At 55.7% G+C, this 25,324-nt stretch carries 20 protein-coding genes and 4 pseudogenes; 6 read left to right on the forward strand and 18 right to left on the reverse strand.

Going from position 1 to position 25,324, the window contains the following annotated elements:
- Positions 1 to 773: 773 nt before the first annotated feature.
- The 6 genes from AC6I8P_RS23720 to tnpA form a co-directional block, all read right to left on the reverse strand.
- On the reverse strand, positions 774 to 956 hold the full coding sequence (locus AC6I8P_RS23720; RefSeq protein ID WP_059012387.1) for a hypothetical protein: 183 nt from the start codon (positions 954 to 956) through the stop codon (positions 774 to 776).
- A 1,121-nt stretch (positions 957 to 2,077) separates the two neighbouring features.
- Positions 2,078 to 2,575, reverse strand: coding sequence for a DinB family protein (locus AC6I8P_RS23725; protein WP_072217102.1), 498 nt, complete (start codon positions 2,573 to 2,575; stop codon positions 2,078 to 2,080).
- 604 nt (positions 2,576 to 3,179) lie between these two features.
- Positions 3,180 to 3,932, reverse strand: coding sequence for a hypothetical protein (locus tag AC6I8P_RS23730; RefSeq protein WP_059012391.1), 753 nt, complete (start codon positions 3,930 to 3,932; stop codon positions 3,180 to 3,182).
- Positions 3,933 to 4,609: 677 nt separating this feature from the next.
- Positions 4,610 to 6,181 (reverse strand): IS66 family transposase, encoded by a 1,572-nt coding sequence (tnpC, locus tag AC6I8P_RS23735; RefSeq protein ID WP_498013349.1) that lies wholly within the window; start codon positions 6,179 to 6,181, stop codon positions 4,610 to 4,612.
- A 19-nt stretch (positions 6,182 to 6,200) separates the two neighbouring features.
- On the reverse strand, positions 6,201 to 6,548 hold the full coding sequence (tnpB, locus tag AC6I8P_RS23740; protein WP_059013119.1) for an IS66 family insertion sequence element accessory protein TnpB: 348 nt from the start codon (positions 6,546 to 6,548) through the stop codon (positions 6,201 to 6,203).
- Positions 6,545 to 7,201 carry an IS66-like element accessory protein TnpA gene (gene tnpA / locus AC6I8P_RS23745; protein ID WP_498031371.1) on the reverse strand — a complete coding sequence of 219 codons (657 nt, stop codon included), beginning with the start codon at positions 7,199 to 7,201 and terminating at the stop codon, positions 6,545 to 6,547. The genes tnpB and tnpA overlap by 4 nt, the downstream gene beginning before the upstream one ends.
- Before the next feature lie 195 nt (positions 7,202 to 7,396).
- Here tnpA and AC6I8P_RS23750 point away from each other — a divergent pair.
- Positions 7,397 to 7,587, forward strand: a pseudogene (locus AC6I8P_RS23750) (IS6 family transposase); the annotation flags it as partial.
- Between the two features lie 1,420 nt (positions 7,588 to 9,007).
- Here AC6I8P_RS23750 and motA read toward each other — a convergent pair.
- Both motA and AC6I8P_RS23760 read right to left on the reverse strand, forming a co-directional pair.
- Positions 9,008 to 9,943, reverse strand: coding sequence for a flagellar motor stator protein MotA (motA, locus tag AC6I8P_RS23755; protein WP_498013351.1), 936 nt, complete (start codon positions 9,941 to 9,943; stop codon positions 9,008 to 9,010).
- Between the two features lie 380 nt (positions 9,944 to 10,323).
- Positions 10,324 to 10,524, reverse strand: a complete 201-nt coding sequence (locus AC6I8P_RS23760; protein ID WP_059013117.1) for a hypothetical protein — start codon at positions 10,522 to 10,524, stop codon at positions 10,324 to 10,326.
- 5 nt (positions 10,525 to 10,529) lie between these two features.
- Between AC6I8P_RS23760 and AC6I8P_RS23765 the strand changes: the two are divergent.
- Positions 10,530 to 10,598 (forward strand): annotated as a pseudogene (locus AC6I8P_RS23765) (hypothetical protein); the annotation flags it as partial.
- Between the two features lie 52 nt (positions 10,599 to 10,650).
- Here the strand turns inward: AC6I8P_RS23765 and AC6I8P_RS23770 are convergent.
- Both AC6I8P_RS23770 and AC6I8P_RS23775 read right to left on the reverse strand, forming a co-directional pair.
- Positions 10,651 to 11,319: pseudogene (locus tag AC6I8P_RS23770) on the reverse strand (IS6 family transposase).
- A gap of 72 nt (positions 11,320 to 11,391) precedes the next feature.
- Positions 11,392 to 13,473, reverse strand: coding sequence for a putative bifunctional diguanylate cyclase/phosphodiesterase (locus tag AC6I8P_RS23775; protein WP_498031372.1), 2,082 nt, complete (start codon positions 13,471 to 13,473; stop codon positions 11,392 to 11,394).
- Positions 13,474 to 13,963: 490 nt separating this feature from the next.
- On the opposite strand from AC6I8P_RS23775, the gene AC6I8P_RS23780 reads away from it, so the two are divergent.
- Positions 13,964 to 14,479 (forward strand): PBECR2 nuclease fold domain-containing protein, encoded by a 516-nt coding sequence (locus AC6I8P_RS23780; RefSeq protein WP_064511426.1) that lies wholly within the window; start codon positions 13,964 to 13,966, stop codon positions 14,477 to 14,479.
- Between the two features lie 364 nt (positions 14,480 to 14,843).
- Here AC6I8P_RS23780 and AC6I8P_RS23785 read toward each other — a convergent pair whose 3' ends face one another.
- From AC6I8P_RS23785 to AC6I8P_RS23800, 4 genes are all read right to left on the reverse strand, one after another.
- Positions 14,844 to 16,151 (reverse strand): DUF1173 family protein, encoded by a 1,308-nt coding sequence (locus AC6I8P_RS23785; protein ID WP_230201160.1) that lies wholly within the window; start codon positions 16,149 to 16,151, stop codon positions 14,844 to 14,846.
- Between the two features lie 45 nt (positions 16,152 to 16,196).
- Positions 16,197 to 16,706, reverse strand: a complete 510-nt coding sequence (locus AC6I8P_RS23790) for a phospholipase D family nuclease (protein WP_230201161.1) — start codon at positions 16,704 to 16,706, stop codon at positions 16,197 to 16,199.
- A gap of 469 nt (positions 16,707 to 17,175) precedes the next feature.
- Positions 17,176 to 17,409: a KTSC domain-containing protein gene (locus tag AC6I8P_RS23795; protein WP_059012914.1), complete on the reverse strand. Its 234-nt coding sequence runs from the start codon at positions 17,407 to 17,409 to the stop codon at positions 17,176 to 17,178.
- 207 nt (positions 17,410 to 17,616) lie between these two features.
- Positions 17,617 to 18,219, reverse strand: a complete 603-nt coding sequence (locus tag AC6I8P_RS23800) for a DUF2913 family protein (RefSeq protein ID WP_059012916.1) — start codon at positions 18,217 to 18,219, stop codon at positions 17,617 to 17,619.
- A gap of 780 nt (positions 18,220 to 18,999) precedes the next feature.
- Here AC6I8P_RS23800 and umuC point away from each other — a divergent pair.
- Positions 19,000 to 20,043, forward strand: a pseudogene (umuC, locus tag AC6I8P_RS23805) (translesion error-prone DNA polymerase V subunit UmuC); the annotation flags it as partial.
- 195 nt (positions 20,044 to 20,238) lie between these two features.
- Here umuC and AC6I8P_RS23810 read toward each other — a convergent pair.
- From AC6I8P_RS23810 to AC6I8P_RS23820, 3 genes are all read right to left on the reverse strand, one after another.
- Positions 20,239 to 20,538 carry an XRE family transcriptional regulator gene (locus AC6I8P_RS23810; protein ID WP_059012908.1) on the reverse strand — a complete coding sequence of 100 codons (300 nt, stop codon included), beginning with the start codon at positions 20,536 to 20,538 and terminating at the stop codon, positions 20,239 to 20,241.
- Positions 20,535 to 20,894 carry a type II toxin-antitoxin system RelE/ParE family toxin gene (locus AC6I8P_RS23815; RefSeq protein WP_059012906.1) on the reverse strand — a complete coding sequence of 120 codons (360 nt, stop codon included), beginning with the start codon at positions 20,892 to 20,894 and terminating at the stop codon, positions 20,535 to 20,537. Before AC6I8P_RS23815 ends, AC6I8P_RS23810 begins: the two co-directional genes overlap by 4 nt.
- A 338-nt stretch (positions 20,895 to 21,232) precedes the next feature.
- Entirely contained in the window at positions 21,233 to 21,574 is a 342-nt protein-coding gene (locus AC6I8P_RS23820; protein WP_082678710.1) for a hypothetical protein, read from the reverse strand.
- A gap of 49 nt (positions 21,575 to 21,623) precedes the next feature.
- Between AC6I8P_RS23820 and AC6I8P_RS23825 the strand changes: the two genes are divergently transcribed.
- The gene (locus AC6I8P_RS23825) at positions 21,624 to 22,925 is read left to right on the forward strand and encodes a DUF8614 domain-containing protein (RefSeq protein WP_059012904.1); all 1,302 of its coding nucleotides are present in this window, start codon (positions 21,624 to 21,626) and stop codon (positions 22,923 to 22,925) included.
- The gene (locus AC6I8P_RS23830; RefSeq protein ID WP_498030204.1) at positions 22,922 to 23,560 is read left to right on the forward strand and encodes a LysE family transporter; all 639 of its coding nucleotides are present in this window, start codon (positions 22,922 to 22,924) and stop codon (positions 23,558 to 23,560) included. Before AC6I8P_RS23825 ends, AC6I8P_RS23830 begins: the two co-directional genes overlap by 4 nt.
- Here AC6I8P_RS23830 and AC6I8P_RS23835 read toward each other — a convergent pair.
- Positions 23,531 to 24,349, reverse strand: coding sequence for a helix-turn-helix transcriptional regulator (locus AC6I8P_RS23835; RefSeq protein ID WP_059012900.1), 819 nt, complete (start codon positions 24,347 to 24,349; stop codon positions 23,531 to 23,533). The two genes, AC6I8P_RS23830 and AC6I8P_RS23835, sit on opposite strands and share 30 nt — an antisense overlap.
- Positions 24,350 to 25,324: the final 975 nt, after the last annotated feature.

A 25,324-nucleotide genomic window follows, 5' to 3' on the forward strand; every position in this document is an offset into this window, starting at 1 on the left:
TGGATTAGATCCAGACAAAGTTTATAAAAATCATTGAATTATTCTCGGTCCCATTCCGGTTTTTTTCTGGCTAGGGTTAATCCGTCCTGTGCCACTCTTCCACGGACAGTCCTGATTGTGCTGCCTGAATTACTGCGGGTTGATTGGTAAGTTAACCTGGCTTCCGGCGTTCTGAACAATACGGAATTATTGCAGGTGCCTCACTGAATTTTCGGCGCCTTTACAGATGTTCTTTTCAGAGGAAGCTGTTAGTAATTTGCGAGACAGGCATCGGGATGGCGTCACCAAGGAATCAGTTAGCTTGAATTCCTTCCGGACCTTTGTGTTTCTGTAGTCTGGTACATAATCTTCGCAGCGCATCAATGTCCATATTATGAATCAGATGCTTCCTGGTTATAGTTACCCAATATAACGTCATGATGAAAGTGTGCGTGCCCCCTCTGCTGACACCAGTGTGACGTATTGTAATAGCTGACATGTTATCAGAACCCAACAGCGCCAGCCTCAGCCAGGACATACTAACTCCTGTTGCTCCCGGGACCCTTTTCGTCCTGCTTAGCCGGCCGCCTTCACAGACCGGCGTTACCCTTCTGCGCTGGCGCTCTCCGTATTCTACAAGAGAAGTCGAACAAGTCGCTCACGGTTTACCTGTCCTGACTCCAGTGCCGGCATCATGCTAATGAGAGAAAGGGGCTCCGTGACGAGTCCGACGTCGCGCTTAACATCCTTCGCATTTCACGGTTCTGATAACTGATATTTCAGCGTTCTTTTCGTCAGCGCAGCACGCGCGTAATGAAGGTATCCGCCACACCGGTGATGCCTGAACACAGGGAGAGCGCTTTCATCATCCAGAGCACAGCGGCTTCAGACCCGGTATAGAAGCACAGCGCGGCACCTGAAGCGGTGGCCAGCAGCCAGGTCCATATCCAGAAACCTATACGAACGTACGTCCTCATCCGGATATCTGTTGCGTGTCTCATTTGCCCAGTCTATGGTCATTTTTCTAGCAAAATAGCGGACAACGCGCCTTAGTTCCAGTTATGGAGGTCGCTGCGCTCCGCTTATTCCGGCGTTCCGACTTTCCGAGATGCCGGTCAGACGTCTGGCCATTAGGGTGGTTTGGACCTTTTTCAGATCCGCTCCGTACCTTCACCTTAGCCGGGCCGCTACACCGGCAAGGTTTTTTTCACCTCGCTCGTCACCCGTTCCCCGCCGTGTACGGGGCGTTCAGTCTGACCTGCTCCCCGGTTTGGTTCACCCGTCGGGCCATCTGGTAGCGGACTGAACCGATGCCGGCGCATTGGCCGGTGGCGACATAGTACCGCTGTGTTAAATTAACCAGTGTCGGTACGGGGTTATCTTCTCCGAATTCACCAGGGGGTAAATAAACTGTACCCGTACCGGCATCCTTCCTGACATGTACTCTGACGAATCCACATCATTCATCAGTGAAGCAGCGTGAGCGCACGCCTGAGCTGCGCGACTTCGCTATTTACTGTGCCGCTACGACGAGCCTGGGCGGTAACCCCCGGACAAATGGTTGCCACTTCGCGATATGCTCCAGATGAAACTTATCTGAGCCTCAGCATTCGCACTCATTTGGACACAATTCGATACGTAACGCCGCCTTAGAAGGGGCAAAGGGACAAAATGAGTCAGTGAGTATTTCTGCTGTCCGTGATTGCGCAGATTCACCTCGCGGCGGTCAGCCACAAATTTAGCGACTTCACGGGACTAATAATAATCCGCTACATGCCGCATCTATTCACACTTCAGATAACCGTAGGTCACGAAGAAACCTCACCTTTTGCGAGTTTTAACAAGCGGATTCTGTCATGCTGATCTTCAGGCGCTTCTGCTCTGAGGTGGATGAGGCTGGGCAGTCCCTATTCAGGGCGACCAGAAGCTCGACGGCGCCTGGGTTTGATGCGCGTATTCACCAAAAATATTACGGCCGGATGGAGTGGATTAGGAGTGTGCCCAGGACATATGCAGTCTCCTTTTATCAGTGACCGGTACCATTTATAACGGAACTGGCTGCAGCATTCACGTCCGCGTAATCCGCAGCCAGTGCGGCTTAGCTGATATCCCGGAGAACTTCACGCAGGAAACCGGACGCAACGTCCTGCGGCGCGCGCCCTCCGCAGGCGTTGATCAGCCAGCTTACCTCGCCGCGGTGACGGGTACCGTGCAGGATCACTTGCTCAATCAGCGCCAGCATTGAGGTCTCTGCCATTTTTCCGTCCGTCCGACGGTAAGTCAGCATGCCATCCCACGCGGGGGGCAGTATGGTTGCCACGTGCTCAACATACCAGTTGCTACAGGCGAGCATGGACAGCATCAGCGTGCCTGCTTCCGGAGTCCTGCCTTCATGCAAGCCCGAATACGGATGCTCCACCCCGCTCAGGTTGGCGCGCACAACCATATCAGTAACGTGAATGTGATGCATAAGACACAGCATTTTCCTACGCTCAGCGGCGAAGGATCGCGCATCCGTGGCGGCAATGGCGCTGAGCATACCGGCATCAATCCAGCGCTTGTATTTTAGCAACGTTAGGGCAGTATCTCTGTACACGATCTTCTCCAGGACGCCGGTCTGACCGGAGCTGTGAGGCTCACGGGAGGGACGTCGCTTAAGGAAAGTGAACTCAGGCCAAGCTAAAGGTCTGATTTATAAGCAGATGTTCTTCAGCAGCGAATTTTCACACCGATGGCGGTTTTTTTACCCGATGCTCACTTGTTTACTAACTGGGAAATCTTGTCCGCACTCTTTTATGATTATATTGATGTGACAGGAAACCTCTATAGCCGACTGCCTTTCATATCGGAACGGCCGAAATTCGACAAGCCCGGAAAGGATGTTTGCGTTTAGTCTTACATGGGGTTGACGCTGATCTCCATATAGTCCTCCTCCGACAGAAACCTTAACGAGGTTTCATGCACTGAGCTTGAGCTGCGCATCACGCTGCCGCTCGCCACCGGCCTGTCATCACCGGGTAACTTGTACTGATAATCCACGTGGTATGTAATCTGCATAATGCCTAGCTCACTCAGAGTGACCGTCCGCCGCTGGCACAGAAATGGATCGTCTGCCGGGCTTACGGTCCGGTGTTCCTCCACCGGACCATACCCTGTACCTGCCAGAACTCATGCAGACCCGTCTCAGGTGGGCTGTTTTTTTACGGAGTATACCGTTCCGGCGCATCGACCCGCAGGCCGGTATCGGGGCCGGTGAGCATCACGCATTCTCCCGTTTCGCACCGGAGACGAAATCGCTGCAGCTCCGCCGCGCTGATGCCGTTACCGCACCACATCAGATGATGCTCATGGCGCCGGCGAGCCGTGTGCTGACCTTGCGCCGCCACTTCCACGCGAAATCCCTGACCGGTCAGCCGTATGGCCTCCATCCAGATTTCAGTTCCGTCGGTCACGCTGACGGGCTCGAGGAACAGGGGTACGCACCGGCGCCCGGCGGCCGCCACGGACATGATGCGCCACTGCTCAAGCACCGACCGGTGGAAGCGGCCCAGCCTGCCGGCGGCTTCGCTGCTGAGGTCGCTGCGCAGCCACAGGTTCAGCGGCCGCAGGTAGCGGTTGATGAAGTCCTCAGTGCAGTAGTCCGTTGCCATTTTCCGCATCTCATTCTGCACATCCTGATCCGTACTGCGCTGCAGAAGCAGCAGCATCTCCTCTTCGCGGAAGGCCCAGCCGCCAGAGAGGGTCAGCGCGGGCCACTGCATCACGGCGTAAACGTCGCAGAGCCGGTGCCCCTCCGCCGTCAGGTCGCGCACCCGCAGCACCGCAGAGAGCTGTGCGTCGGTGTAGCCTGGGCGGCCGGGCGTGGCCACCAGTCCGGCGCGGCGCCAGCGGCGCAGGGTTTCAGGCAGTATGCCGGCAAAGCCGCACACGGTGTCGTTTGAGTGGTAAGGCATCAGTGTGTCCGGGAAGGAGGCGTGCCCTGCAGAAGGTGCAGGAGTATAAAGAGCGTGAGAAAATGAAGCGCGAACGACAGTCATGTTACAGCACTAAACTGACTTTGGAAACAAATACTCCCAAAATAACTGCCGGTTTTATGCACATATTTTTACCGCCGGATATTACGCTCTTTTTTGGCCTGCTTAAATCGCGACAGAAAATTAATTCCGTCCGTCATATAACCGGGCATACAGTGGCTGCTTTAACAGGGAAGGAGGTGAATATGTGGCAGTTTTATTATCTGCTCAGGATGGGGCAGCAGGACCGGCTGCACGTGAAGGGGTGCGCATGCCCCTAAGTCCACCCGGAGCGCCGGTTTCTGGGCTCCGCCATCAGTTACCGGCAGGCGTATCAGATTGCGTCACAGCGCCTGAGAGTACGGGCCTCCATCTGCCGGCAGTGCGTGGACGACAGCATGACTGAGACGGTGGGTTCCACACTTTTGTCGGCCCCGTGACGGGTCGTTTTTACGCTTAAGTCACAGAACGGACAATTCCTCACATCAGATACCGATACGGACCTAAACTTAAGGTTACCCGATACCGGGTGCGGGAGATAACCATATCTGACCGTAACAATAAAATTTGAAGGATGGCAAAGACGCGTAAGCGGCTCATGTAGACCGTATTGACGTTTAAATTGCGGTGAGATCGACCTTCCATGGCAGCAGATCGCGCAGCCGGTTCACCGGCCAGTCCTGGATGTGGCCGATGACGTAACGCAGCCACGCCTCCGGCTCCACACCGTTCAGCCGGCAGGTGCCGATCAGCGAGTACAGAACCGCTGCACGCTCCCCACCTGCGTCTGAACCGGCGAAGAGCCAGTTCTTCCGGCCCAGGGCGACACACCGCAGCGCGTTTTCCGCGATGTTGTTGTCGATTTCCGCCCACCCGTTGCTGCAGTACAGGTTCAGTGCGTCCCACTGCTTCAGCAGGTAGGCGAACGCCTTTGCCGTATCCGAGTGGCGCGACAGCACCTTCATCTGAACCTGTATCCAGTCGTACAGCGACAGCATCAGCGGCACGGTCTGCGCTTTCCGGACCGCCAGTCGTTCCTCTGCCGGGCTTCCGCGTATCTCCGCCTCGATGGCATACAGCTCGCCGATGCGCTTCAGCGCTTCGGTGGTGACGTCGGTCGGCGTGCGGGAATGGACGTCGTGGATTTTCCTCTGGGCGTGCGCCATGCAGGCCGCTTCCGTAATGCGGCCGTCTTCGTACAGGGCATTGTAGCCCCCGTACGCGTCCGCCTGCAGGATACCGCTGTACCCGGCGAGATGCTGTTGTGGATGAACGCCCTTACGGTCCGGCGAGTACGCGAACCACACCGCCGCCGGGAGCTGCGACCCCGCGTTGCGATCGTCCCGTACGTACGCCCACAGCCGGGCCGTCCGGGTTTTGCCGCTGCCCGGTTCCTGAACCGGCACCGGGATATCGTCGGTATGGACCTTGCCCGGCATCAGCACGTACTGACGCAGCAGCTCATACAGTGGCTCCAGCAGTTCGCTGACCGCCCCGGACCAGCGCCCCAGCGTGGCACGGCTCAGCTCCACGCCCTGACGACTGTATATTTCCGACTGACGATAATGAGGCGTGTGCTCTGCGAACTTTGCCGCGACGATGCGCGCCAGCAGTCCGGGACCCGCGTAGCTGCGCTCGATGGGTTTTGACGGCATGGCTGCCTGAACGATGTGGTCACAGCGGCAGCAGGCCAGCTTCGGCCGCTGCGTTTCGATGACCTTAAAGGCGCTGCTGATGAGATCCAGCTGCTCCGACACGTCACAGCCCAGCGCACTGAGTTCACCGCCGCACGCCGGACAGACCGTTTCTTCCGGCTGCAGCGTTATGGTTTCGCGGGGAAGCGAGGACGGCAGCGGTTTACGGGCGGAAGACTGTCGCAGCGACTGCGGGAGTACCGGGTCATGCTGTTCACCCAGCACCTCCGCCATCTCCTCCTGCAGCGCGCTGATGCGCTCCTCCGCCTCGCGCACCTGGCGGGCCGTTTTCTCACGCAGTTTTTCGGAGCTTTTGCCGAACTGCATACGCTGCAGCTTAGCAACCAGCGCCTTCAGCCGGTTGATTTCGCTGGCGTACGCCGCCACCCGCCGTGAGAGCAGGCGGTTATACTCCGCCATCTGGCGGATGGTGTGCTGCTGCGTGTCCAGCAGCGCCCGGAGACGGGCATTTTCGTCGGAGAGTGAGCGTGCCATGTGCTGACTTTACTGCAACTCATATGCGCAGGCCAGGGCGTTCCGTCCGCTGCGGGTGCTTCCAGTTAATGCCTTCCAGCAGCATCGCCAGCTGAGCCGGCGTCAGGTGCACTTTGCCCTCGCGGGTGACCGGCCAGACGAAGCGCCCACGCTCCAGACGTTTGGTGAACAGGCACAGGCCGTCCCGGTCTGCCCACAGTACCTTTATCATGTCACCCCGGCGTCCGCGGAAGATGAAGAGGTGGCCGGAGTACGGTTCATCTTTAAGGACGTTCTGAACCCGGGAGGTCAGACCGTTGAAGCCGTTACGCATGTCGGTCACGCCGGCGACCAGCCAGATACGTGAACCTGCAGGAAGGGAGATCACCGCTGACCTCCCTGCATTTCCCGGATAAGCATCTGCAGAAGTTCCGGTGTGAGTGTCCCACGGATACGCAGCGTACCGGCGGGCAGAACCAGTTCGCAGCAGGAAGACGCCTCCGCAGAGGGTATCAGCGTGGGAGCCGGTCTTTCGGCAGCGGTCAGCGTCACGGGGAACAGTGCTGGCGTATTGGCCGGAGTCCCCAACAGCCCCTGCTGATAAAGCCGGCGCCAGTTGAACAGCAGATTGTCATTGATGTCATTTTCGCGGGCAAGCTGCGCCACGCTGACGCCCGGCATCATCGATTTCTCCACCAGGGCGATTTTGAACTCCCGGGGGAAGTTGGGGCGGCGTGGCCGCCTGTGAACTGCCGGTGTTTCAGCAGCGGCAGGGGTAACTACGGGAAGAACGGACGATTTTCGGGAGTCCTGCCGGTACAGGCGTTTATCCAGGTTTCTGGCATCGACGCTGACCGGCAGAGGCCAGACCAGGCCAGCGTTCTTAAAGCGAACGAAGAGTTCGCAGACGGTGGTTTTGGGGATGCCTAACCTGCGCCCCGCTTCTATTCGCGAAAGATTTTCATCGAAATGAAGGCGCAGTGCCTCCATGATCCATATCCGGTTTTTCACGCGATAATGTCCATTAAAAATGATGGACACTATTGTCCCGCAACGGGAGGCAACCGGACAGACGGTCTACATGAGCCGCTTACCTATCATTTTGAAAAGATGTTAATAAAATAATAAAAGCCTCCATTGTTGATTTTATGTTGGAGCTAAGCAGAGATGACAGCTCTGTTGCAAAGATCGCGGCGCTGATAGACTTTCTTCCCATTTTCACCAGTGACGCGCCCCATGAACGTATTCAGAGGTTGGAATTTTCAGCGCAACATCATCCTCCGGGCGGTACGCTGGTACTGCAGATATGGCATCAACTATCGCGAACTGCAGGAAATGCTGGCCGAACGCGGCGTGAATGTCGATCACACCACGATTTATCCAGGGTTAAGCTATATGCGCCGGAAATGGAGTATGAAGGCCAATGGAACGAAAACGTACGTTATTGAAGTAACTGTATGATATATATAAATATAATACACATCGGAAAACGCTCTCCAAACGGTGTCTTTTTAATCAAAAATTGGCACTTAATGGACGGCACTGCCTACTAATCGATTTTTCAGACGATATTTTTCCTCTTACCGTACGTTTTCGTATGGCTGGACCTCAAACCCCTTTAACCACACGAAAGGCTGCCTCATCACTAACTTTGCAACAGTGCCGTTTTTTGAACATCCCTGCCCGCCGCAATAGGGCGTACTCGCACACTATTGTTGATGCTGGTTTTAAATGTCCGGACTTCAGCTAAAATAATAACTCTTAACAATACTGGATGCATAACCAGTATTACTGGGAGCTTTCACACCGCGTCAATGTGTGCCGTTGCCGCAGATTCTATGCTGCTGATGCAGATAAAGTTTAGATGGATCGCACAATCTGCTAACCGGCGCAACACATCCGGGTTTCACATCGGTCGCCGTGATTGGTTATAATTTAACCGTCGCGCTGGCTGCTGTGGCGTGGCACTACCCAACGATTAGTTATTGCGTCTTCTGTCCGTACCGCAGAATTCCGGACGTTTGCTCCGCTGGGCGGACGTCCGGCTTTTTCTGCGGGGCAGCGGGAGTGAAAGTTCCCGTGTCGGGAAAGCTAATACTGATTATCCTCATGCACCTGCAAAGCCGCATCAGCACCTGACATCCCGCGCCCTTTTGGTAGTTCATAGCGGATACAAAAGCAACACGAAACCTTTCAGTCACCAGGATAAACAGATTTCACTTCAGGGGATGGCAGTTTCCTGAGAAAGTGGCCGCGCGATGAACTGTGTCGCGAATTTCACTGACTGACTTACCTGCCCGGAATCGGCTGGTTTACGGGCGGGCTTTTTAACACGGGTCCGGTGGTCAGTCTTCAGTATGCGCTTCATTCTTACTTTTTCTGAACGTGTTCATCATCTGTGCCTCTGAAAGGATTCATTACTGCAGCGTATCAGCTGGTTGATTTCTGCAACATTACCCTGATTAGCGCCACTCAGTCTGCTTATATTACCGGATAGTTCCGCACTGACTGAGGTAATATATTCGTAATGCGGTGAATCTCCCTGTGCGGAGTGGCTAAGCTACTGTTGGCGGATCATTGCCCTGGAAAGCGGGTCAGGTTGTAGCTTTTCTGACTCACCGGGAGGCACCCGGCACCGCAGACTTTCTCAATGCCGGAACTTCCCCCTTATACTGCGGGGCAGCACCCGGCGAGTGAGGCTTTGTCGTTTGTCACGCGCTAATGGTGCCTGACTATTACCCACCGGAAGGCACCCGGCGTTGCGGCAACTGCCCGTCAGGACGTATACCCCCTGACGGGCAGCTGACAGTTCAGACGCTGTGTCCGGTCACGCAGCCTTTCCTCAGCTCATACCGTCCCGCCATCATCGACTCCCGCACGTAAACTCCCATTGTATTTTCGCTCAACCACGGCGGCGAAGTTTTCAGCCTGCCGCACCGCGCTGAGCGTCTGCTCCAGCGCGCTGAACGACGGCCTCACGTCGGCGTACAGCGCCCTGCGCCCGGACTCCACCGCCACCTGAGGCGCGCAGCCGCGCATGTCCGCCACCATCACCAGCCGGACGCAGTGCATCATCCTCGCGGTTTCCGCGTACTGCTGGCGCAGCCTGCCGGCCAGCGGCGCCACGCAGCCGTAGGACAGCAGGATGCCCAGGAAGGTCCCGACCATGGCCTGGGCAACCAGCGCGCCCAGCTCGTGCGCGCCGCGGTCCGTTGACCCCAGCGCGTGAATCACGCCCAGCACGGCCGCCACGATGCCGAAGGCGGGCAGGGCGTCCGCCAGGCGGATAATCCCCCCGGCGGGCCCCTCGCGCTCGCGCTCCAGCGTATCGGCCTCCATGGCCAGCAGCGCGTCCATGTCGCGGTCGTCCAGGTTCCCCATCAGGCGCAGGCGCAGGCAGTCCGTGATGCAGGCCAGCAGAAGCGGATTAGCAAGGACGCGCGGATAGCGCTGAAAAAGCGGGCTGTCATGCGGGCGCATGATTTCCGCATCCAGCACCAGCATGCCGCGGTGGCGGGCGCGGCTCAGCAGGTGAAACAGCAGGGCGAGCAGCTCTGAAGCCAGCGCGGCACCGTAGCGGCTGCCCCGGAGGGTCTCCGGCAGGGCGCGCAGCACGGCAAGCAGGGCCGGCCCGGTGTTTCCGGCCAGAAAGGTGCCGCCCGACGCCCCGGCGATGATGAGCAGCTCGGCCGGCTGAATGAATGCGGACAAGGTGCCGCCCGACAGCGTACAGCCGGTCAGTATGGCCGCGATAACCACAAAGTATCCCGCCAGTACGGGCATGATTTCTCCCCCCCCTCCTTCACAGTGAACCGGCCCGGGTTCGGGCCCGCGACGGCTGCTGTCCGCTTCCCCCGCGTCACCGGGCAGGCCGTCAACCGCCGGATGCAGGAATGATGCCGTACGCACAACTGCCAGAGGCATTCCCGCAGCGCATCAGCCTGCGGACGCTGCAGTCAAGGGCGGATGTTCGGCCTCTTCACGAAGCTTTGCCGGCGCGGACGCACTGACCTCCCGCAGCGACAGTCTGAGTCAGCCGGAATAAAAAAACGCGCGCCGGGAGCCGGCTGCGCGGAAAGACCTGGTACTTCCATTTTTTATTGTGAAAGCAGACACAGGAATAATAACCATGCAACCAGTATGCCTTCAACATAATATTTGTGTCAGACAGAAAAATGGCAGCTGCCGTCCGAAACCACGCGCCCGCTGAAAAAAGGCGCGTCCTGCACCTTCAGGAACATCACTTGATTCAGCACGATTTCGTCCGGCACCAGCCCGCCGTAGTGGCGGATAAGCACCCGGCCTGGCACTGTTGCAAAAACCGGCAGGCTGATACGCTTCGGTAATGTATCCTGCAGGGGCACAGATTATGAACCCGTTCAAAGGCCGCCATTTCACTTCCGTTATCATCCTGTGGGCCGTTCGCTGGTACTGCAAAGGCACTGTTGCAAAGTTCGTGATGATGTAGTTTTTTGGGGTATTGAAAAGCTCTATCGTTCAAAGACTCTGCTCACCAGACGCACCTCGCCCAGGGCATGTCCAAAATAAAATGATTCGGCCTGACCTTTGCGCAGCGCACGCATAACTTCAATCCCTTTTATCGTGGCGTGAGCTGTCTTCATCGATTTAAATCCCAGCGTGGCGCTGATTATCCGTTTCAGCTTGCCATGATCGCATTCGATAACGTTGTTCCGGTATTTGATTTGCCGGTGCTCCACCTCCGGCGGGCATTTCCCTTCACGTTTCAGTAACGCCAGTGCCCGGGCGTATGTCGGGGCCTTGTCCGTATTGATGATGCGCGGGATTTGCCACCGTTTTACGTTGTTTAAAATCTTACCCAGAAACCGGTACGCGGCCTTCGTATTGCGATGCGGGGAAAGGTAAAAATCGACAGTGCGGCCCCTGCTGTCGACTGCACGGTACAGATAAGCCCACCGGCCATTCACTTTGATATAAGTTTCATCCAGGTGCCATGAACAGAAGCCGGAAGGCTGACGCCAGTACCAGCGCAGTCGCTTCTCCATTTCAGGCGCGTAGCGCTGCACCCAGCGATAAAGGGTGGTGTGATCGACATTGACACCCCGCTCAGCCAGCATCTCCTGGAGCTAACGGTAGCTGATCCCGTATTTGCAGTACCAGCGTACAGCCCAGAGTATGATATCACGCTAAAAATGCCGTCCTTTAAATGGGTTCATGTGCTGCTCCGTCAGAAAACTGTGCCAGTCATCTTATCATCTGCTGATTTTTGCAACAGTGCTCTTCCGCATCCGGTGCGGTTCCGGCCTGCCGTAGAGAAACCCCTGTAGCAGCGGACAGCCGTATGCCCTGAGCCACTCTGCCTGCTCTGGGGTTTCCACGCCCTCAGCCGTGACTTCCAGCCGCAGCTGGCGACAGAGTGAAAGCACGGAACTGACAATGGCGGCCGCCCCTGCATCATGTTGAAGATCGCCGATGAATGAGCGGTCAATTTTAATTTTGCTGAACAGCCCGGAACGGAGGTGGCTCAGGGAAGAAAAGCCGGTGCCAAAGTCATCCAGTACGACATGAATGCCCGCGTCCCTGAACTCACGAATAACCTGATAACTGTCTTCAGGATTTTCGAGCAGGGCGGACTCGGTGATTTCGAGCTCCAGCCTGTCCGGATCGAGCCCGCTGTGCAGAAGCACATCTTTCACGCTGTCGGCCAGCCGCGGGTCCCTGAACTGCCGCGGAGACAGGTTCACCGCCACCCGTTCCCCCCCCGGCCCGCCCGCCGTTTCGGCACACGCCCGCGCCAGCGCGAATGCCCCAACCTCATGAATAAGACCAGTCTCCTCGGCCAGCGGGATAAACACGTCAGGTGGAACGTTCCCTCTCACGGGGTGGTGCCAGCGCAGCAGGGCTTCGTAAGACACCACGTCCTCACTGACGCTGCTGACAACGGGCTGGTAGAAGAGCTGCAGCTCGCCGTTCCCGAGCGCGCCGCGCAGGTCATTCTCCAGGCTGAACCGCTCTGCCGCGGTCGCGGCCAGCTGGTCCGTGAAAATCACCCAGCCGTTACGCCCGCCGGACTTGGCCGCGTACAGGGCGATGTCCGCCGCCGACAGCATGCCTTCCGCATCCGCCGCGTGACCGGGGAAAAGACAGACGCCGAAGCTGCAGCCGGAGATGACCTTCCGGTCCTCCAGCATGAACGGCTCCCGCAGCCGTGCCGCGAGGCGCGATGCCGTTTCGCCCGCCGCCTCCGGCGTGTCCACGCCGGGAAATACCGCGACGAATTCGTCGCCGCCTGTGCGGGCGAGAATGTCTTCAAGCCGCAGGGATGACCGCAGCCGCGCAGCCACTTCGGCGAGGAGCGCATCCCCGGCAGGATGCCCCAGCACGTCATTGACGCTTTTGAACCGGTCAATGTCGGACACCATGACGGCAAAGGGCGTACCGCTGTGCAGGAGTGCGTCAAGCGCGGGCATCAGGCCGCGGCGGTTAAGCAACCCCGTCAGCGGGTCATGCAGTGCCATGTGCGTGGCGGTGGCGGTGGCCTGATATTCAGCCGTGACGTCCAGCAGGGTAAACAGAACGGTATCGCCCGTGCTGTCCGCGGTGAATCTGTCAGCGGCAAGCCTGAACGCGAATTCTGGCACCGGCTCCCCGGAATTCAGGGTTTCACTGAATCCGTCGCCGGGGTGGAGGTTAAAGCCGCGCCGAAACGCCGCAGCCAGATTTCCGGGCAGTTCCCCAGGCCGGCAGTTCAGGGCGTTGCCGCTGAGCACCACTCTACGGAGCCAGGGGGAGTTGGCGGCCATCGGGTTCGCGCGGGTTATATCCCCTGATTCCGCATCACACAGGATGAGCGCGCAGGGGGTACGACTGAAAACTTCGTCCAGAAGCCGACCGCCGTTCGCCAGCTCGCCTTCCCGCCTGATGATTACCTGTTGGGCAAGGCGCAGCGCTGTTCTTTCCTGATAGCTGTTCGAGATGTCCCGCACGATTTTGATGAAGGCTGCATCTTCATCACTGTCAGGACTGAGAAATTCAATCTCTATGGATGCCCTGAACACGCTGCCGTCCCACCGCAGGCGCCAGCCCTCACCGGCAAAACGGTCGTGCTCACGCGCGGTCGCCAGGTTCGCCTCCGGCACGCCCCTGGCCTGTTCCTCATCATCATAAAAGACCGAAAAGTGAAGCCCGGTAATGTCCCTGCTGTCCCAGCCCTTAATCAGGTGAGCGCCGCGGTTCCAGCTCAGGACTTCCCCGGCGGCGGACAGCAGATATACGGCGCAGAACGTCATGTCAGACACGGCGGCCCCCAGCTGGTCATTGGTAACGGATTTCATGCGGCTGTCCCCGAAGCGTTTCCCGGCCTGAGCGAGGGTGCTACGGCCTTCAGATAGTTATCGGCACTTGTGGTCTGAAGAAGAGGTATTAATTTCTGAAATATCTGTGCGAGACTAAGGTCGTCGTTCATTTAACCGGGCCGGGATGCTTGACCGGAGCGTGCTTCTGAGGCGTAATGCTGTTCACCTGTCGGGGTCGACCTGAACTTGCTCCAGCCTTTTGTCTGCCTGCACGGGGACAGATAGTCCCCGTGTTTTCAGCTTACTGTATGAGTGTGCAAAGAAAGTTTCATACTACCTTGAGGCATTATGGAAAACGCCCAAGCCTACTTAACCTCAACACAGGGAGGAACAAAGGCATTAGGATTAGTACCACTTCTCTTCGTTCTTCGCTAGGCGGGTTAGTGAAACCTTTCTCCAGGCATTCGGTAAGTCGCCTGTAAAACCGAACATCGCATAACATGGTAGAATAGCCCTATCGTGTAAGCCGATGAAGGATAAGGGCAGCGTGGCGCGTGCAATAAAAGGGTTGATCACTTTCAGGGATTTAGGGCTTCCTGACCTGCGTGAACTGGAAAGCGAATTCAGGTTAGATCCTACTCCAGAAATTGAAGCCGGTGACACTCTTGAAGCCGCAGTTACTTTACTGGAGCTGCACATGGGTTTCACTGAACCGGAAATGTTGATCGTCCCCAAAGAGACAATCATCGGTACGCTCAGTATTCTCAGAGACAAGCTGGAACATATCGTTGAAAAGCGTCTTGATGCACGCGAACGCTACGTGCTACTCGCTCTGGATACGCTGGCGAATCCTTATGAAGTGTGGGAAACCATGTATGACGACGATCAGGTACGCTTTCTTTTTATTGGCGCATACCGGCAGAAACAGCAGATGCTGGTTGTGGTGGCACCGTGGGAAGGTAAAGTTCTCTGGAATTTCATGCACACTGACGCGAAAAGCCTCAATAAACATCGCCAGGGTACTTTGCTTTATAAAAGGCATTAAAAAAGCCGCCATTTTTCAATGGCGGCCTGTGAAATCTGGGCCTGTTTGTTTTACACCTTCAGGCGGGAGGTGAGAGGTTTCACCCTTGCACAGAATTCAGGGATTCTATGGGGTCCTTCCACCAACTGTTGCACCCTGATGCAGTTGGCTTCTCGCTCTGTGACCAGATTAGTCAAATTTGACGAATACGTCAACCCAATACACTAGGGCAAGCCTTAATCAAGCCGACAGGCGAAGCATGGCTGAAAGGGTACAGGCATGATCATTTCTGGGGCGCTGGTCTGGTTTGAACCAAATCCCGTCAGCTTCCCGGTGGCCAGTCATGAGCAGCCAGAGCGTATTGCAGGTGCCCTGAATGCGAAACTCATCGGGGAGGCAGGGCGGGCACTTCGGAATGCTCAGTAGCGGTCCAGTACCACCAGTTACCCGGTCCGTATTCCCTGTCGTAATGGGCCGTTTTCACCTGCTTACGCTGCAGGTACTCCGGCGTGATCATGCCGAAGACCTCCATCGGCAGCGCATCCACACCGGAAACGTCCTTCAGCACAAAGTCCGGAAAAACGTCCTCTTCACCGTCGTAGCGCAGCGGCTTGATGAACGTGCGCTTTTCCTCCCACAGGCGTGCCTCAACCATGCCCTCATAGCGGGAGTCCAGCGGAATATAGCGCGGACTGACGGTCATCAGCGCCACGTCGATAACCCTGCAGCTGCTTCGCGGCACGTTACGGCCATCTTTACGTATAAAGGCGGTCTCCGGCGGCTCGGTTTCACAGATGAGCATCGTACGGGCGCCGCGTCGCCAGTCTCCGAGCTCCCGCGAAAAGCTTCGTGTCAGACGGGACCTGACGTCTTCCGGCAGCTGCAGCGCCGGAAAACCGGCAAACAGTCCCAGCGGAAGCGTATGCTGCATCCGTTCTTCGGCGGCGTCGCTCCAGGCAGCCAGCTGCGAAACAAAAATCAGGCGGCGGGAAGCGCTGCCGGCGTCCTTCGCAGTCTGCCGGTTCTGTGCAGCCTGCGGCGAATCCTTCATGGCCATCAGCATCAGCGACTGCTGCAGCGGGATCCGGCCGATGCGGATGCGCGCGGCAGTCTCATTCAGGCGCCAGCTCACCCAGCCCGGCGAGCGTTTCTTTTTATCGAATGCAGGATGCCAGACGTTGATGCCGGACTGCTCCCAGAGCAGGTGGAGCAGCCCCAGCAGGCGCATCGAGGGCTGCCGGCGCCGCCTCCCCGGTCCGGCACCGGCCGGAGGCGCACTACGGGTTTTATCAGGAACATCTTTCTTCTGCAGGCCGGTGGGCAGGCGGACCACAAGCCGGCCATCCGCCGCCGCTTTGACCACGTCAGGGGCATAGATGGCGGCCTGTCGCTCATCCGGCCAGACGGAGTAAAATCGGCAGTCTGGCGCGTGCTCGTGCCCGGAGAAAGCCCATGAGGCGAGCCAGCACTGGTCTGTTTTCTGTGACAGATGCACTTTCAGGCGCCGGCGCTGCGCGTCTTCCTCCGGGGGATGGCACAGGCAGGTGACCACCGTGGTGGCCTTGTTGTCGCGCGCGTGCTTCAGCCAGCGCTGCCACTGCTCCGGCTCAGCGCTGCGGAAATCCGCACCGCATTCCCGCGAGCCCCGCAGCCCGGTGAACCGGACCGGATACGTTTTCTTTGCTGCCATCATAACCCCCTTCCCGTAAAGAACGCTGAATATGCGACCTGCGTGATTTTAATTCAGGCCGGCTGCCGGGCAGATTACCGGTGAGGATTCATTCCACAACCGGTTAAATTCAGCCTGATACTGGCGGGCAATATCAGGTTCGTCTTTAATCACCATCGCGTTCTCCGCATTTCTTTTTTCAGCAGAAGACGTGTAATTAAATGAGCCGGTTTCCACCGCACTGCCGTCGGCCACAATAAACTTGTTGTGCATGATGCTGTACATGCCGTTAAGGCGCACGTCCACGCCAGCGCACGCGAGCTGGCTGACAAGAGACCAGCGGTCCCGGCTTTTCTTTTCATCGGCGACCAGCCGGACCTTAACGCCCCGCGCAACGGCCGCTGACATCGCCTGCGCCACCGGCCGGCTGGTAAAATCATAAGCCGCCACGTCGGCGCTCTGACGCGCGCTGCCGGTGAACTGCAGTATCAGATCCAGCGCCGAGCCCCCGGGCGAAAAGCCGGCCGTTACGGAGGCCTCCGCGCCGTGAATAAGGGGAAGGGTCAGTAATGCCGTCATGATTAAGGCCTGTCTTTTCATTATCCTTTACCGCTATAAAATAATGTTAACAGATTTTAACACCTGACAGTCATTAATATAAACATGTTAATATGAATCTATTATAAATATAAAATCAGAGCTGAAGATATTCCGTAATCTGACGATAACAGTTACGTGTCAGGGAGCAGATAATATGAATACATTTCACGAATTAAATATCATGACGTCACGCGGCGATATCCACGGTGCCTTTTCGCTCATCCGCAGCTGGAGCGAAAACGTCGCCCGGAAAATCATGAAAAAAGCGGGCTACCCTGTGACACCGCACACAGGGCGCGCGTTCTGGGCGTGGGTGCAGGAGACCCTAATCCGGGCGGCCCGCGAGCGGCGCTGCGGCTACCGGGCGCGCGCTGAACGCCGGGCACCGGTGCGTCGCTGGCGGCAGCAGGCCGCGGAAGACTATGATGCCTATGCGCAGATGATGGCGTCAGACGCCGCGCCGCAGGCTGAGGCTGCCCCGGAGGGAAATATAGCGCCCCCCGATGCTGCTCCTGAAAAATGCGTCGCCGTCCGCGGCCGCGCAAAAGGCCTGATACACCTTTGCCGGCACCGTGAGCCAGCGCCGGCACGCGCCGTTCCGGTACTCCAGTTCCAGCACGCCGGTGGTCGGATCGTAGCCCGCGCTGCTAAACAGCTGAGACGTCATTTCATGCCTGTTCATAGTGTGGTTCCTGTCAGGGCCATCGCTCACGTGGCCGCCGTCCGAAAAAGTGGGGTGCCGCCCGGCAGCTCCCCCGTTCAGGGAGTAAAATCAGACGATTTATTATTCAGATTACGTGGGTGTTGTTACCGGTCGCCCGCCGTGAAACCTGAGCCGGCGCGGAGGTCCACTGTAGTCTGAGAAGTTCGTCAGCTTTCCGTCCTGCCTTCACTCTGCACTGAATCCGTCCGCGAGGAGAAGATGCTGATGTTCATCAGGACCTCCGGCCGCTCCACGGCGCCAGCCCGAACGCTGCAGCAGCTTATCCAGCGCAGACAGGTCGCCGGTGATGCGCACAGGCAGGGGACTGCGCTGCCGTCCGTGCTCATCAAAGCCGGTTTCCAGTGCGCTGCGCCTGAGATAAACACCGGAAACGGAGGAGCTGAGCCGCAGCTGGCGGCGGCCACTCCATTCGTTTTCTGACAGCACCATATAAATCCAGCCGGTGAGCTTCACGGCGTGCAGGGCGTGCTGAAGCCGGAACAGGTCGTTCTGCGCCTGCAGGTGGCCGTTTCCGGCGCGCCACAGGTATTCCAGCTTGCCGGGCAGGTCGGCGCGCAGGCCCTTCTCTCGCCCCTCCTTCAGCAGCCAGCTGATGTCACTCGCCAGCGCCCGGGGAAAGCGACGCTGTTTTTCGGCGGTGGCCAGCCAGCGGGTCAGAAACAGGTTGTCCTGTGCGGGTGAAGTCACGAGCCCGTCGCGGCGGGCGGTATGCAGCGCAATCAGGCCGCACCACGCCAGGTGACTGACGTTCAGGTTGTCGTTATTCATAAGCCGCGTCCTTCATGCCGGACCACATGAAAAAATGGCCCTGAAATACGGCATTTTATGACATCATCAGGCCTGAGAAAACCCGGCGGAGCCGACAGGAGGTTCAGCAGCACGGCCTGACTTTATCCGGCTGGCTCCGCAGGTGTTCAGTCCCGCAAATCAGGGCGGGAGCAGGCGTAATGAGAGCGGTCCAGGTTGCAGGGACCGGGTTGATTAAATTAAATAGGGGTCCACTTGGAAAACGGAAAATATCCTACGCTAAGCCTGTTTTTTGTAGAGAGATTGAGAACCCTGAATCCCTGTCCAGCCATCTCAGCTCCGGTACCAGGGATTAAGAAGCGACACCACTCGCATGGCTGTCAGCTTCGCTGAAAATGGGTTCTGTCCTCTGACCAGCCGCCCGTCAACGATAATTTAAGGTCAATGAAGGTTGTAGTATTGTTTGATTTATTTTGAGTGATTATTAAAGAAAAATATTCCAGTAGCCTGGCACTTCTCTGAGTGGGAAATGGATTTCAGACTCTGATATCACAGGAAGGAGGGTTAAAGGTGTGTTGAAGTAATTATTTTAACCTCATAAAGCAGGTTTTTTTATATCACTACGTCAGCTTCTCGCGCATAAGGGACAACCATACTCAAATCTCCTGCAATGTGGGAGATTTGAGTATGTAGTAGTGCACCAAATTTGGCCACTGGAACAAATATGTAAATGTCCGCTTCTCGCTCATAGCAGCCATTCCAATCCAAACTAATCCTGTAGATTTTCCATTCCACATAAATCACTCATTGTCGAACAGGATCATGATGGCCCTGGAGGAAATGACGCCGAAGGTCGAGCAGTACTCTTTTGACGTGATGTTCCTTGATTTAACCGGCATTGATGGCTGTGAGGACTTTGAACACTTCGACCGGCGCCTGCGCGCGCACGTGCTGGCCACGACCGGCCTGACCGTCGGCGTGGGCATGGGGCCGACCAAAACCCTGGCTAAGTCGGCGCAGTGGGCCAGCAAGGAGTGGCCGCAGTTCCACGGTGTGCTGGCGCTGACGCCGCGCAATCTGAAGCGCACTGCAACGCTGCTGGAAAACCAGCCCGTAGCGGAGATATGGGGGGTTGGCCGGCGCATCGGCAGGCGGCTCAATCTGATGGGCATTGAAAACGCCCTTCAGCTGGCGCGCACGCCCTCTGCCCTCATCCGAAAAAACTTCAGCGTGGTACTCGAGCGCACCGTGCGAGAGCTCAACGGGGAATCGTGCATTCCCCTCGAAGAGTTTGCGCCGGCGAAACAGCAGATCGTCTTCAGCCGCTCCTTTGGGGAGCGCATCACGACAAAAGTGGCCATGCAGGAAGCGCTGTGTCAGTACGCCACCCGTGCGGCGGAGAAGCTGAGAAATGAGCGCCAGTTCTGCCGGCGCATCAGCGTTTTTATCCGGACCTCCCCGCATGCGCAGGGAGAAGTCTTTTACGGCAACAGCGCCGGCGAGAACCTCACCCTACCCACGCAGGATACGCGGGACGTGATCGGGGTGGCGATGCGATCGCTCGACCGCATCTGGCTTGACGGGCGGCGCTACACGAAGGCCGGCATAATTCTCGATGACTTCACGCCCAACGGCGTCAGTCAGCTGAACCTGTTTGATGAGGATAAGCCGCAGGCAAACAGCGCGCAGCTGATGAAGGTGCTGGACGGCATTAATCAGTCCGGGCTGGGGCACATGTGGTTTGCCCGTCAGGGTGTCAGCAATTAGTGGCAGATGAAACGCGAGATGCTTTCGCCGGCATGGACCACGCGCTGGGATGACATTTCAGTTGCCCGCGTATTATAGCCGGGAAAGCAAACGGAATATCTCCTGTTTTCTTTTCAGAGAGGCCCGTATGGCAAATTTTCTACCGAACAGGCTCTGAAGCCGGGCATAACACCCTTGATTTGCGTTACTATCAGGGTCAGCGCTCACCGGCACTTGTCGAAAAAATGCGTCAGGCGTATTTCCGCTAACGCACCTTCCAGATATCAGCATCAGTCAGAGGGTAAAATCGACGTGCTCGCCGCCAGGCATATTAACTCCAATCGTCAGCTGACCGCCAAGGGCTTCAACATAACGTTTGAGCGTGGCAATTTTCAGATCTTCACCGCGCCCTTCAATAGCCGCAACGGAAGGCTGTGCAATACCCATGGCTTCAGCCTGCTGCTTTTGTGTTTTCGACAACGCCTCACGCAGTTTATACAGCTGAGAATCAAGTCGCATTGCCGCGACTTTTTCATGTACCTGAGTGAGTTCTTCAGGTGTCAGATCAGCCATCAGGTCATCAAGCGTTTTCATTTCCCGCTCCGTTTCAGTCGGTCCAGATGTCGGTGGTACTCATTTTCCGCTGTTTTGATCATGGTTTTGTAGAAGCGCTTTTCATCTGCGCCTTCTTTATTACCCGCACATAGGACAATGGCTTTACGCATAGGATCAAACACAAAGAACCCTCTTACGATCCGCCCTTTGCTCTGCACCCTCAGTTCTTTCATGTTCGGGATTTTTGAGCCGTAAAGCGTATCCACATGGGGCCGACCAAGATGCGGACCTTCCTGCTTCAGAAGGTTCAGTGCGGCAAGCACATCCAGCTGCATCGCCCTGTCCTGCTCTTTGAGCCATTCCGCGAATAAATCCGTGGTTTCAACGAGCCACACATGTCCACCTTTATACATTACAGTCTATACATCGTATATATCATAGTCTATTTTTTCAATACCGCCCTCTGTCTACCATAGCAAAATGATTTATAGCCAAGCTTTCATTCCCGAGCAGGCGGCAGGCCGTATAAGTTCAATACGTCGGGCATCAGGCCGACTAAATGCGCTCAGGGTAAGCGTCAGGCCCCGGCCTGCTAAACACCATGTATGTCCTGCACGCAGAACCCTCAGATTGATTCTTTGCCCTGCGGCGCGTCATTAAGTCCGTCGTGACTTTCTTCGTTAAGATAGCTGAGCTCACTCTGATCAATACCGGACAGCAGATGCGCCAGCGTTTAACGGCCGCGGGGCAGGCGCGAAGCAGGTGTCAGTGACACTATCTCACCCTCGACGGTGACGTTAAACCGAATGCCAAGCGTCCAGCCGGCCCGGTCAGCCACATCATTCGGAACCATGATGAATAAAATACCGTTCTGCTGACGTAATGTCAGGTCTGACATATTTCCTCCCCTTCTCATGTAAGAAAAAGCATTCGCCGCCGGGCAGGCGATATCTGACTTCAATTTGAGGTTAATATGGCCCATTCTCAGTAGTAACAAGACACTGTTATTGTCTGAATGCCTGCCCGTTAAATTGATCTGAGGATACAGCGCAATTCTTTCCAATACCGAAAACATGCGGACTGGTTAAGTGAGTGTCTCGTTAATCATTATGGAAGGGAATTTCATGTTTACGACCCCATTCTGGCCTGCTGCTGATTCATATCACATTCATATGATTGATATTCCTCTGCCAGACTCACTTTCTCCGGCTGTGCTGGATCTTATCCATCAGGCTACTCGGCTTGCCGATGCGGCAAATCATATCCATCCAGTTGCCACGCGAACCGGCACCACATTGCTTCAGTCCGTTGAAGAAAAGCTCAGCATTATCTGTTTTAAGCTCGCCCGGGAATTTACTGACCCGGACACCCGAAAAGCATTGCAACTGCGCGCTGATGTTCTTTCAGATCCCCTTACCGCAGGCGAACTGCTCCCGCAGATAGCCGGTCTTGATGAACAGGAGCTGGTGCAGGGTATTGGTTATATGTCGACATGGGTGGGAAAATCCAGGGCACAGCACTATTCCGCATGGTTTGGATTACCCAATCGCGGACTGCAGGAAGTTTCCGATGTGGTGGACGAACTTTTTTCAGATAACCTAGCCTGGCTGCAGCGCCAAATTGATGAGCGGCTGATTGCCCTGCCCGGCTGCCGTTACAAAATCGTTGACCTGTTTGCGATTGCCGGCGAAGCCAACAGCTATCCAAAACACTTTGCTTATTTCTTCCCTGAAGACGAGGGTGTCAAGTACGCGCCTCAAAAACGCACCATCGTGTTTGCAAATACGTATATCAATCTGTTCGAACGTTTCGCCCGAACCCAGGCTTCTCTGCTCGGCTGGCAACAGAATGTTATTCCGGAAAGCAGCATCTGTGCCCGTCACTTGATTGCGTGGTTCAGAGGTCACGATTTGGGACATTCCATTGTCATTGAAAAAATGAGGTTCGGCAGCCTGAGCAAGCAGGACCGTTGGGGATCCATGGTCATTCAGGAGGCGCTGGCTGACGTGTTTGGCCTTCTGATGTGCCTGACTGAGAATTCCCGTCAGGCATTGCAGTTGGATGAAACGCACCAGTTGAGAGTATTTATGCTGGAGATGCTTCGGTATCTGCGTCGTGGTCCCTGCGACTATCCCGATGCCGGTGCGGCGTATATTCAGCTTAAATGGCTGACGGAACATCAGTGCCTATACTGGAATGGAACCCATTATGAAGTAGATGTTGCCATGGTTAAACCTGCTTTAACCGCGCTGGCCAGTGCGATGACTCACTCTGTTCTTCAGGGCGATACCGGAAAAGCCGTGGAGTTCCTTCAACGTTATTCACCGCATCATCAGCGTGAAGAAGCTGCAATGCTGCTCAATCGGCTTGGCAAAACGGTCGACATGATTGAATACGACCAGAAGATTAAAGGTTTTATATTATGATCGAATTCTCAAACGGATTTTTGCTAAGTTTATCGCTGTGTCTCGATATCGGCATTGCCAATATCGCAATGATTACCCTTGCCATGCAGCGAGGGTATTTCCATGGATTCTGGCTGGGTATGGGTACCTGCGTCGGTGACCTGGCCTATGCATTACTGGCGCTAGCAGGAATGGCAGTGCTGCTTCAGTATGAAGTGGTTCGCTGGGTGCTATGGATAGGCGGTGGAGCCCTGCTGTTATGGTTCGCCGGTAAAATGCTGGTGGCTGCATACCGAAAGGCAGCAGAACTTAATGTAACCGAATCTCATCAGGCCCGCCCGCTCCTGCGGGAGTTCGGGCGGGGTGTTGTGCTAGCCATGTCCTCGCCCACAGCCATCTTGTGGTTTGCCACCGTGGGCGGTGCGCTGATTTCCCGGATGGGCCATCATAGCCTGACTGGCACATCGTGGTTTCTGAGCGGGTTCTTTATTGCAGGTATGTTCTGGACATCCGTGCTTTGCCTTGTCGGGAGCTTCGGCGGCAGAATGCTTGGTCAGCGGCTGCTTAAATATTCCTACATCGCCTCGGCCCTTATCTTCAGCTATTTTGCGCTCTATGTCATTGTGTCAGGATACCGGGAATTTATGGTAGCCTGAACAGACCTGCGAAGCATAGTGATGGGGCGTCGTCCCCATTACTTTGCGAAAGGCATTAATGAAATGACTCTGATCGTAAAAACCCAGCATTATTGCTGCATCAAGTGGATGAACGTTTCTGCGAAGTAAGTCACGAGCATGATGCAGGCGAAGCTGCATGTGGTACTGCAGGGGCGGCATACCTGTATGCCGGGTAAAAAAACGCACAAGGTGATATTTACTCAGCCCCGCCATTTGCGCAAGCCTAGCAAGCTGGGGTTTTACGCTGAGATTTTCTCTCAGGTATTCAATCACAACGTTAATTCTCTGTTCATCATTGCCCTGCAGTAATGCCGGGCTCTCCAGTAGTTCGCCGCACAGCAACATCAGCTCCTGCTCTTCATTTGCCCCTTCACCTTCGCGCGCGGAAGCTGCAAACCGGTACAGCGCATTAAACAGCCGCCTATTTTCGATAATGCCTTCTCGTAGAACTGGCGCCTGGCTGTCGCTGCATATATTGTCCTCATCAGCCAGGAGCTTCATGACGCTTTGGGGCATGTGCACGCTGATAAAATCAACGGACTGACTGTCAAAACGCGACGCCTGAATGGTCCCCGGATTATATAAAGTCACCTGCCCACTTTTAACGTATGCAGTTTTACCTGCCAGCCAGATTTCCTCCACCCCCGTCAGGTTGGCGCTGATGACATATTCATCATGAAGATGTTTTGGGAAGCCAGCATTACAGGCACTGACGCGTGAGCATTCCACGCCATTGCGGCTGAACCACTCTGCAGACTGTAGCGACAAATTAACGGGCCTTATGCAGTGAAGGTGAATGATTATTAACGTTTACTAAACCACTCCCTGCCATTTTTTTCAACTGTCCGCAACAAAGCTATTAAGATGCCTGAACTTCTCTGAAACTGACTGTCATCCTTTCAGAGGATAGCTGAGTCGATATTATTACTTTCAATCTTTCTATCCCTTTGCCTGTATAAAAGAGGGCAGGGCGAAGCCCTACTTTCAGTGGTGCATTTGGCAAGTGACGGGTGACTTCAAAGGTGCTATGCCAAGGCCATCTTCTGCAGCCTGACGGCAATCACTCTCTCCTTTACTGTGTGACACCCTGATTGCCAATACGATTACAGGCTCTGTTGTGAAGTCAGCGGCAACAGTGGCGGGGCGGTCGCCTCAGCGAGCCCCCCTTCAAAATTAGTGTCTATGGATATACTTATGAATCTGACACTTGCAGATTATCTTCGCTGCGATTAATCAGGCCACTACGATAGATCAAGTCCTAAACAGCATTCCATTTCTTTTACGAATTCTACAAGCCCGGGTTTGAATGCTGGAATCAGAAACCTGTTGGCGGTGAATCAGCTCCAGACTACCTTTCACTGCCCATAATGCTTGCCCATAGTGGCCTTATAACCGCGAGTGTCTACGCATCTGACAATCGCGTTAAAATCCTAATTAAATCGTGCGTAGGCAGTAAATCGGCTGGGAATTTCACATTGAAATAAATAAATAAAAATATTTTAAATCAACAATTTAACATTGAAATCCGCATGGGAATTTCATTATTATTTCACACTCATTTACGTCAGATTTAAGGCAGGCAAAGGGCAGGGCGCTTGCGGCATTCCACCCGCTGCATGTTACCTGAGCCCCTGTAAAAGCAGAATAAGTGACAATAAATCCACGCAACCCGCCAGTACAACTTTTCACTAAAAACAGAAAAATATTGCACAAAGCATTCATAAATGTACACTGGCAAAATAA

The sequence above is a fragment of the gamma proteobacterium symbiont of Lampromicra miyakona genome (assembly GCF_059730895.1).

What these genes read in the sequence shown, in the direction of transcription:
- AC6I8P_RS23720 (WP_059012387.1), bottom strand. Translation starts at nt 956, where the DNA reads ATGAGGACGTACGTTCGTATAGGTTTCTGGATATGGACCTGGCTGCTG.
- AC6I8P_RS23730 (WP_059012391.1), bottom strand. Translation starts at nt 3,932, where the DNA reads ATGCCTTACCACTCAAACGACACCGTGTGCGGCTTTGCCGGCATACTG.
- tnpC (WP_498013349.1), bottom strand. Translation starts at nt 6,181, where the DNA reads ATGGCACGCTCACTCTCCGACGAAAATGCCCGTCTCCGGGCGCTGCTG.
- motA (WP_498013351.1), bottom strand. Translation starts at nt 9,943, where the DNA reads ATGCCCGTACTGGCGGGATACTTTGTGGTTATCGCGGCCATACTGACC.
- AC6I8P_RS23775 (WP_498031372.1), bottom strand. Translation starts at nt 13,473, where the DNA reads ATGAAATCCGTTACCAATGACCAGCTGGGGGCCGCCGTGTCTGACATG.
- AC6I8P_RS23780 (WP_064511426.1), top strand. Translation starts at nt 13,964, where the DNA reads ATGAAGGATAAGGGCAGCGTGGCGCGTGCAATAAAAGGGTTGATCACT.
- AC6I8P_RS23785 (WP_230201160.1), bottom strand. Translation starts at nt 16,151, where the DNA reads ATGATGGCAGCAAAGAAAACGTATCCGGTCCGGTTCACCGGGCTGCGG.
- AC6I8P_RS23790 (WP_230201161.1), bottom strand. Translation starts at nt 16,706, where the DNA reads ATGACGGCATTACTGACCCTTCCCCTTATTCACGGCGCGGAGGCCTCC.
- AC6I8P_RS23795 (WP_059012914.1), bottom strand. Translation starts at nt 17,409, where the DNA reads ATGAACAGGCATGAAATGACGTCTCAGCTGTTTAGCAGCGCGGGCTAC.
- AC6I8P_RS23800 (WP_059012916.1), bottom strand. Translation starts at nt 18,219, where the DNA reads ATGAATAACGACAACCTGAACGTCAGTCACCTGGCGTGGTGCGGCCTG.
- AC6I8P_RS23810 (WP_059012908.1), bottom strand. Translation starts at nt 20,538, where the DNA reads ATGAAAACGCTTGATGACCTGATGGCTGATCTGACACCTGAAGAACTC.
- AC6I8P_RS23820 (WP_082678710.1), bottom strand. Translation starts at nt 21,574, where the DNA reads ATGTTTTCGGTATTGGAAAGAATTGCGCTGTATCCTCAGATCAATTTA.
- AC6I8P_RS23825 (WP_059012904.1), top strand. Translation starts at nt 21,624, where the DNA reads ATGTTTACGACCCCATTCTGGCCTGCTGCTGATTCATATCACATTCAT.
- AC6I8P_RS23830 (WP_498030204.1), top strand. Translation starts at nt 22,922, where the DNA reads ATGATCGAATTCTCAAACGGATTTTTGCTAAGTTTATCGCTGTGTCTC.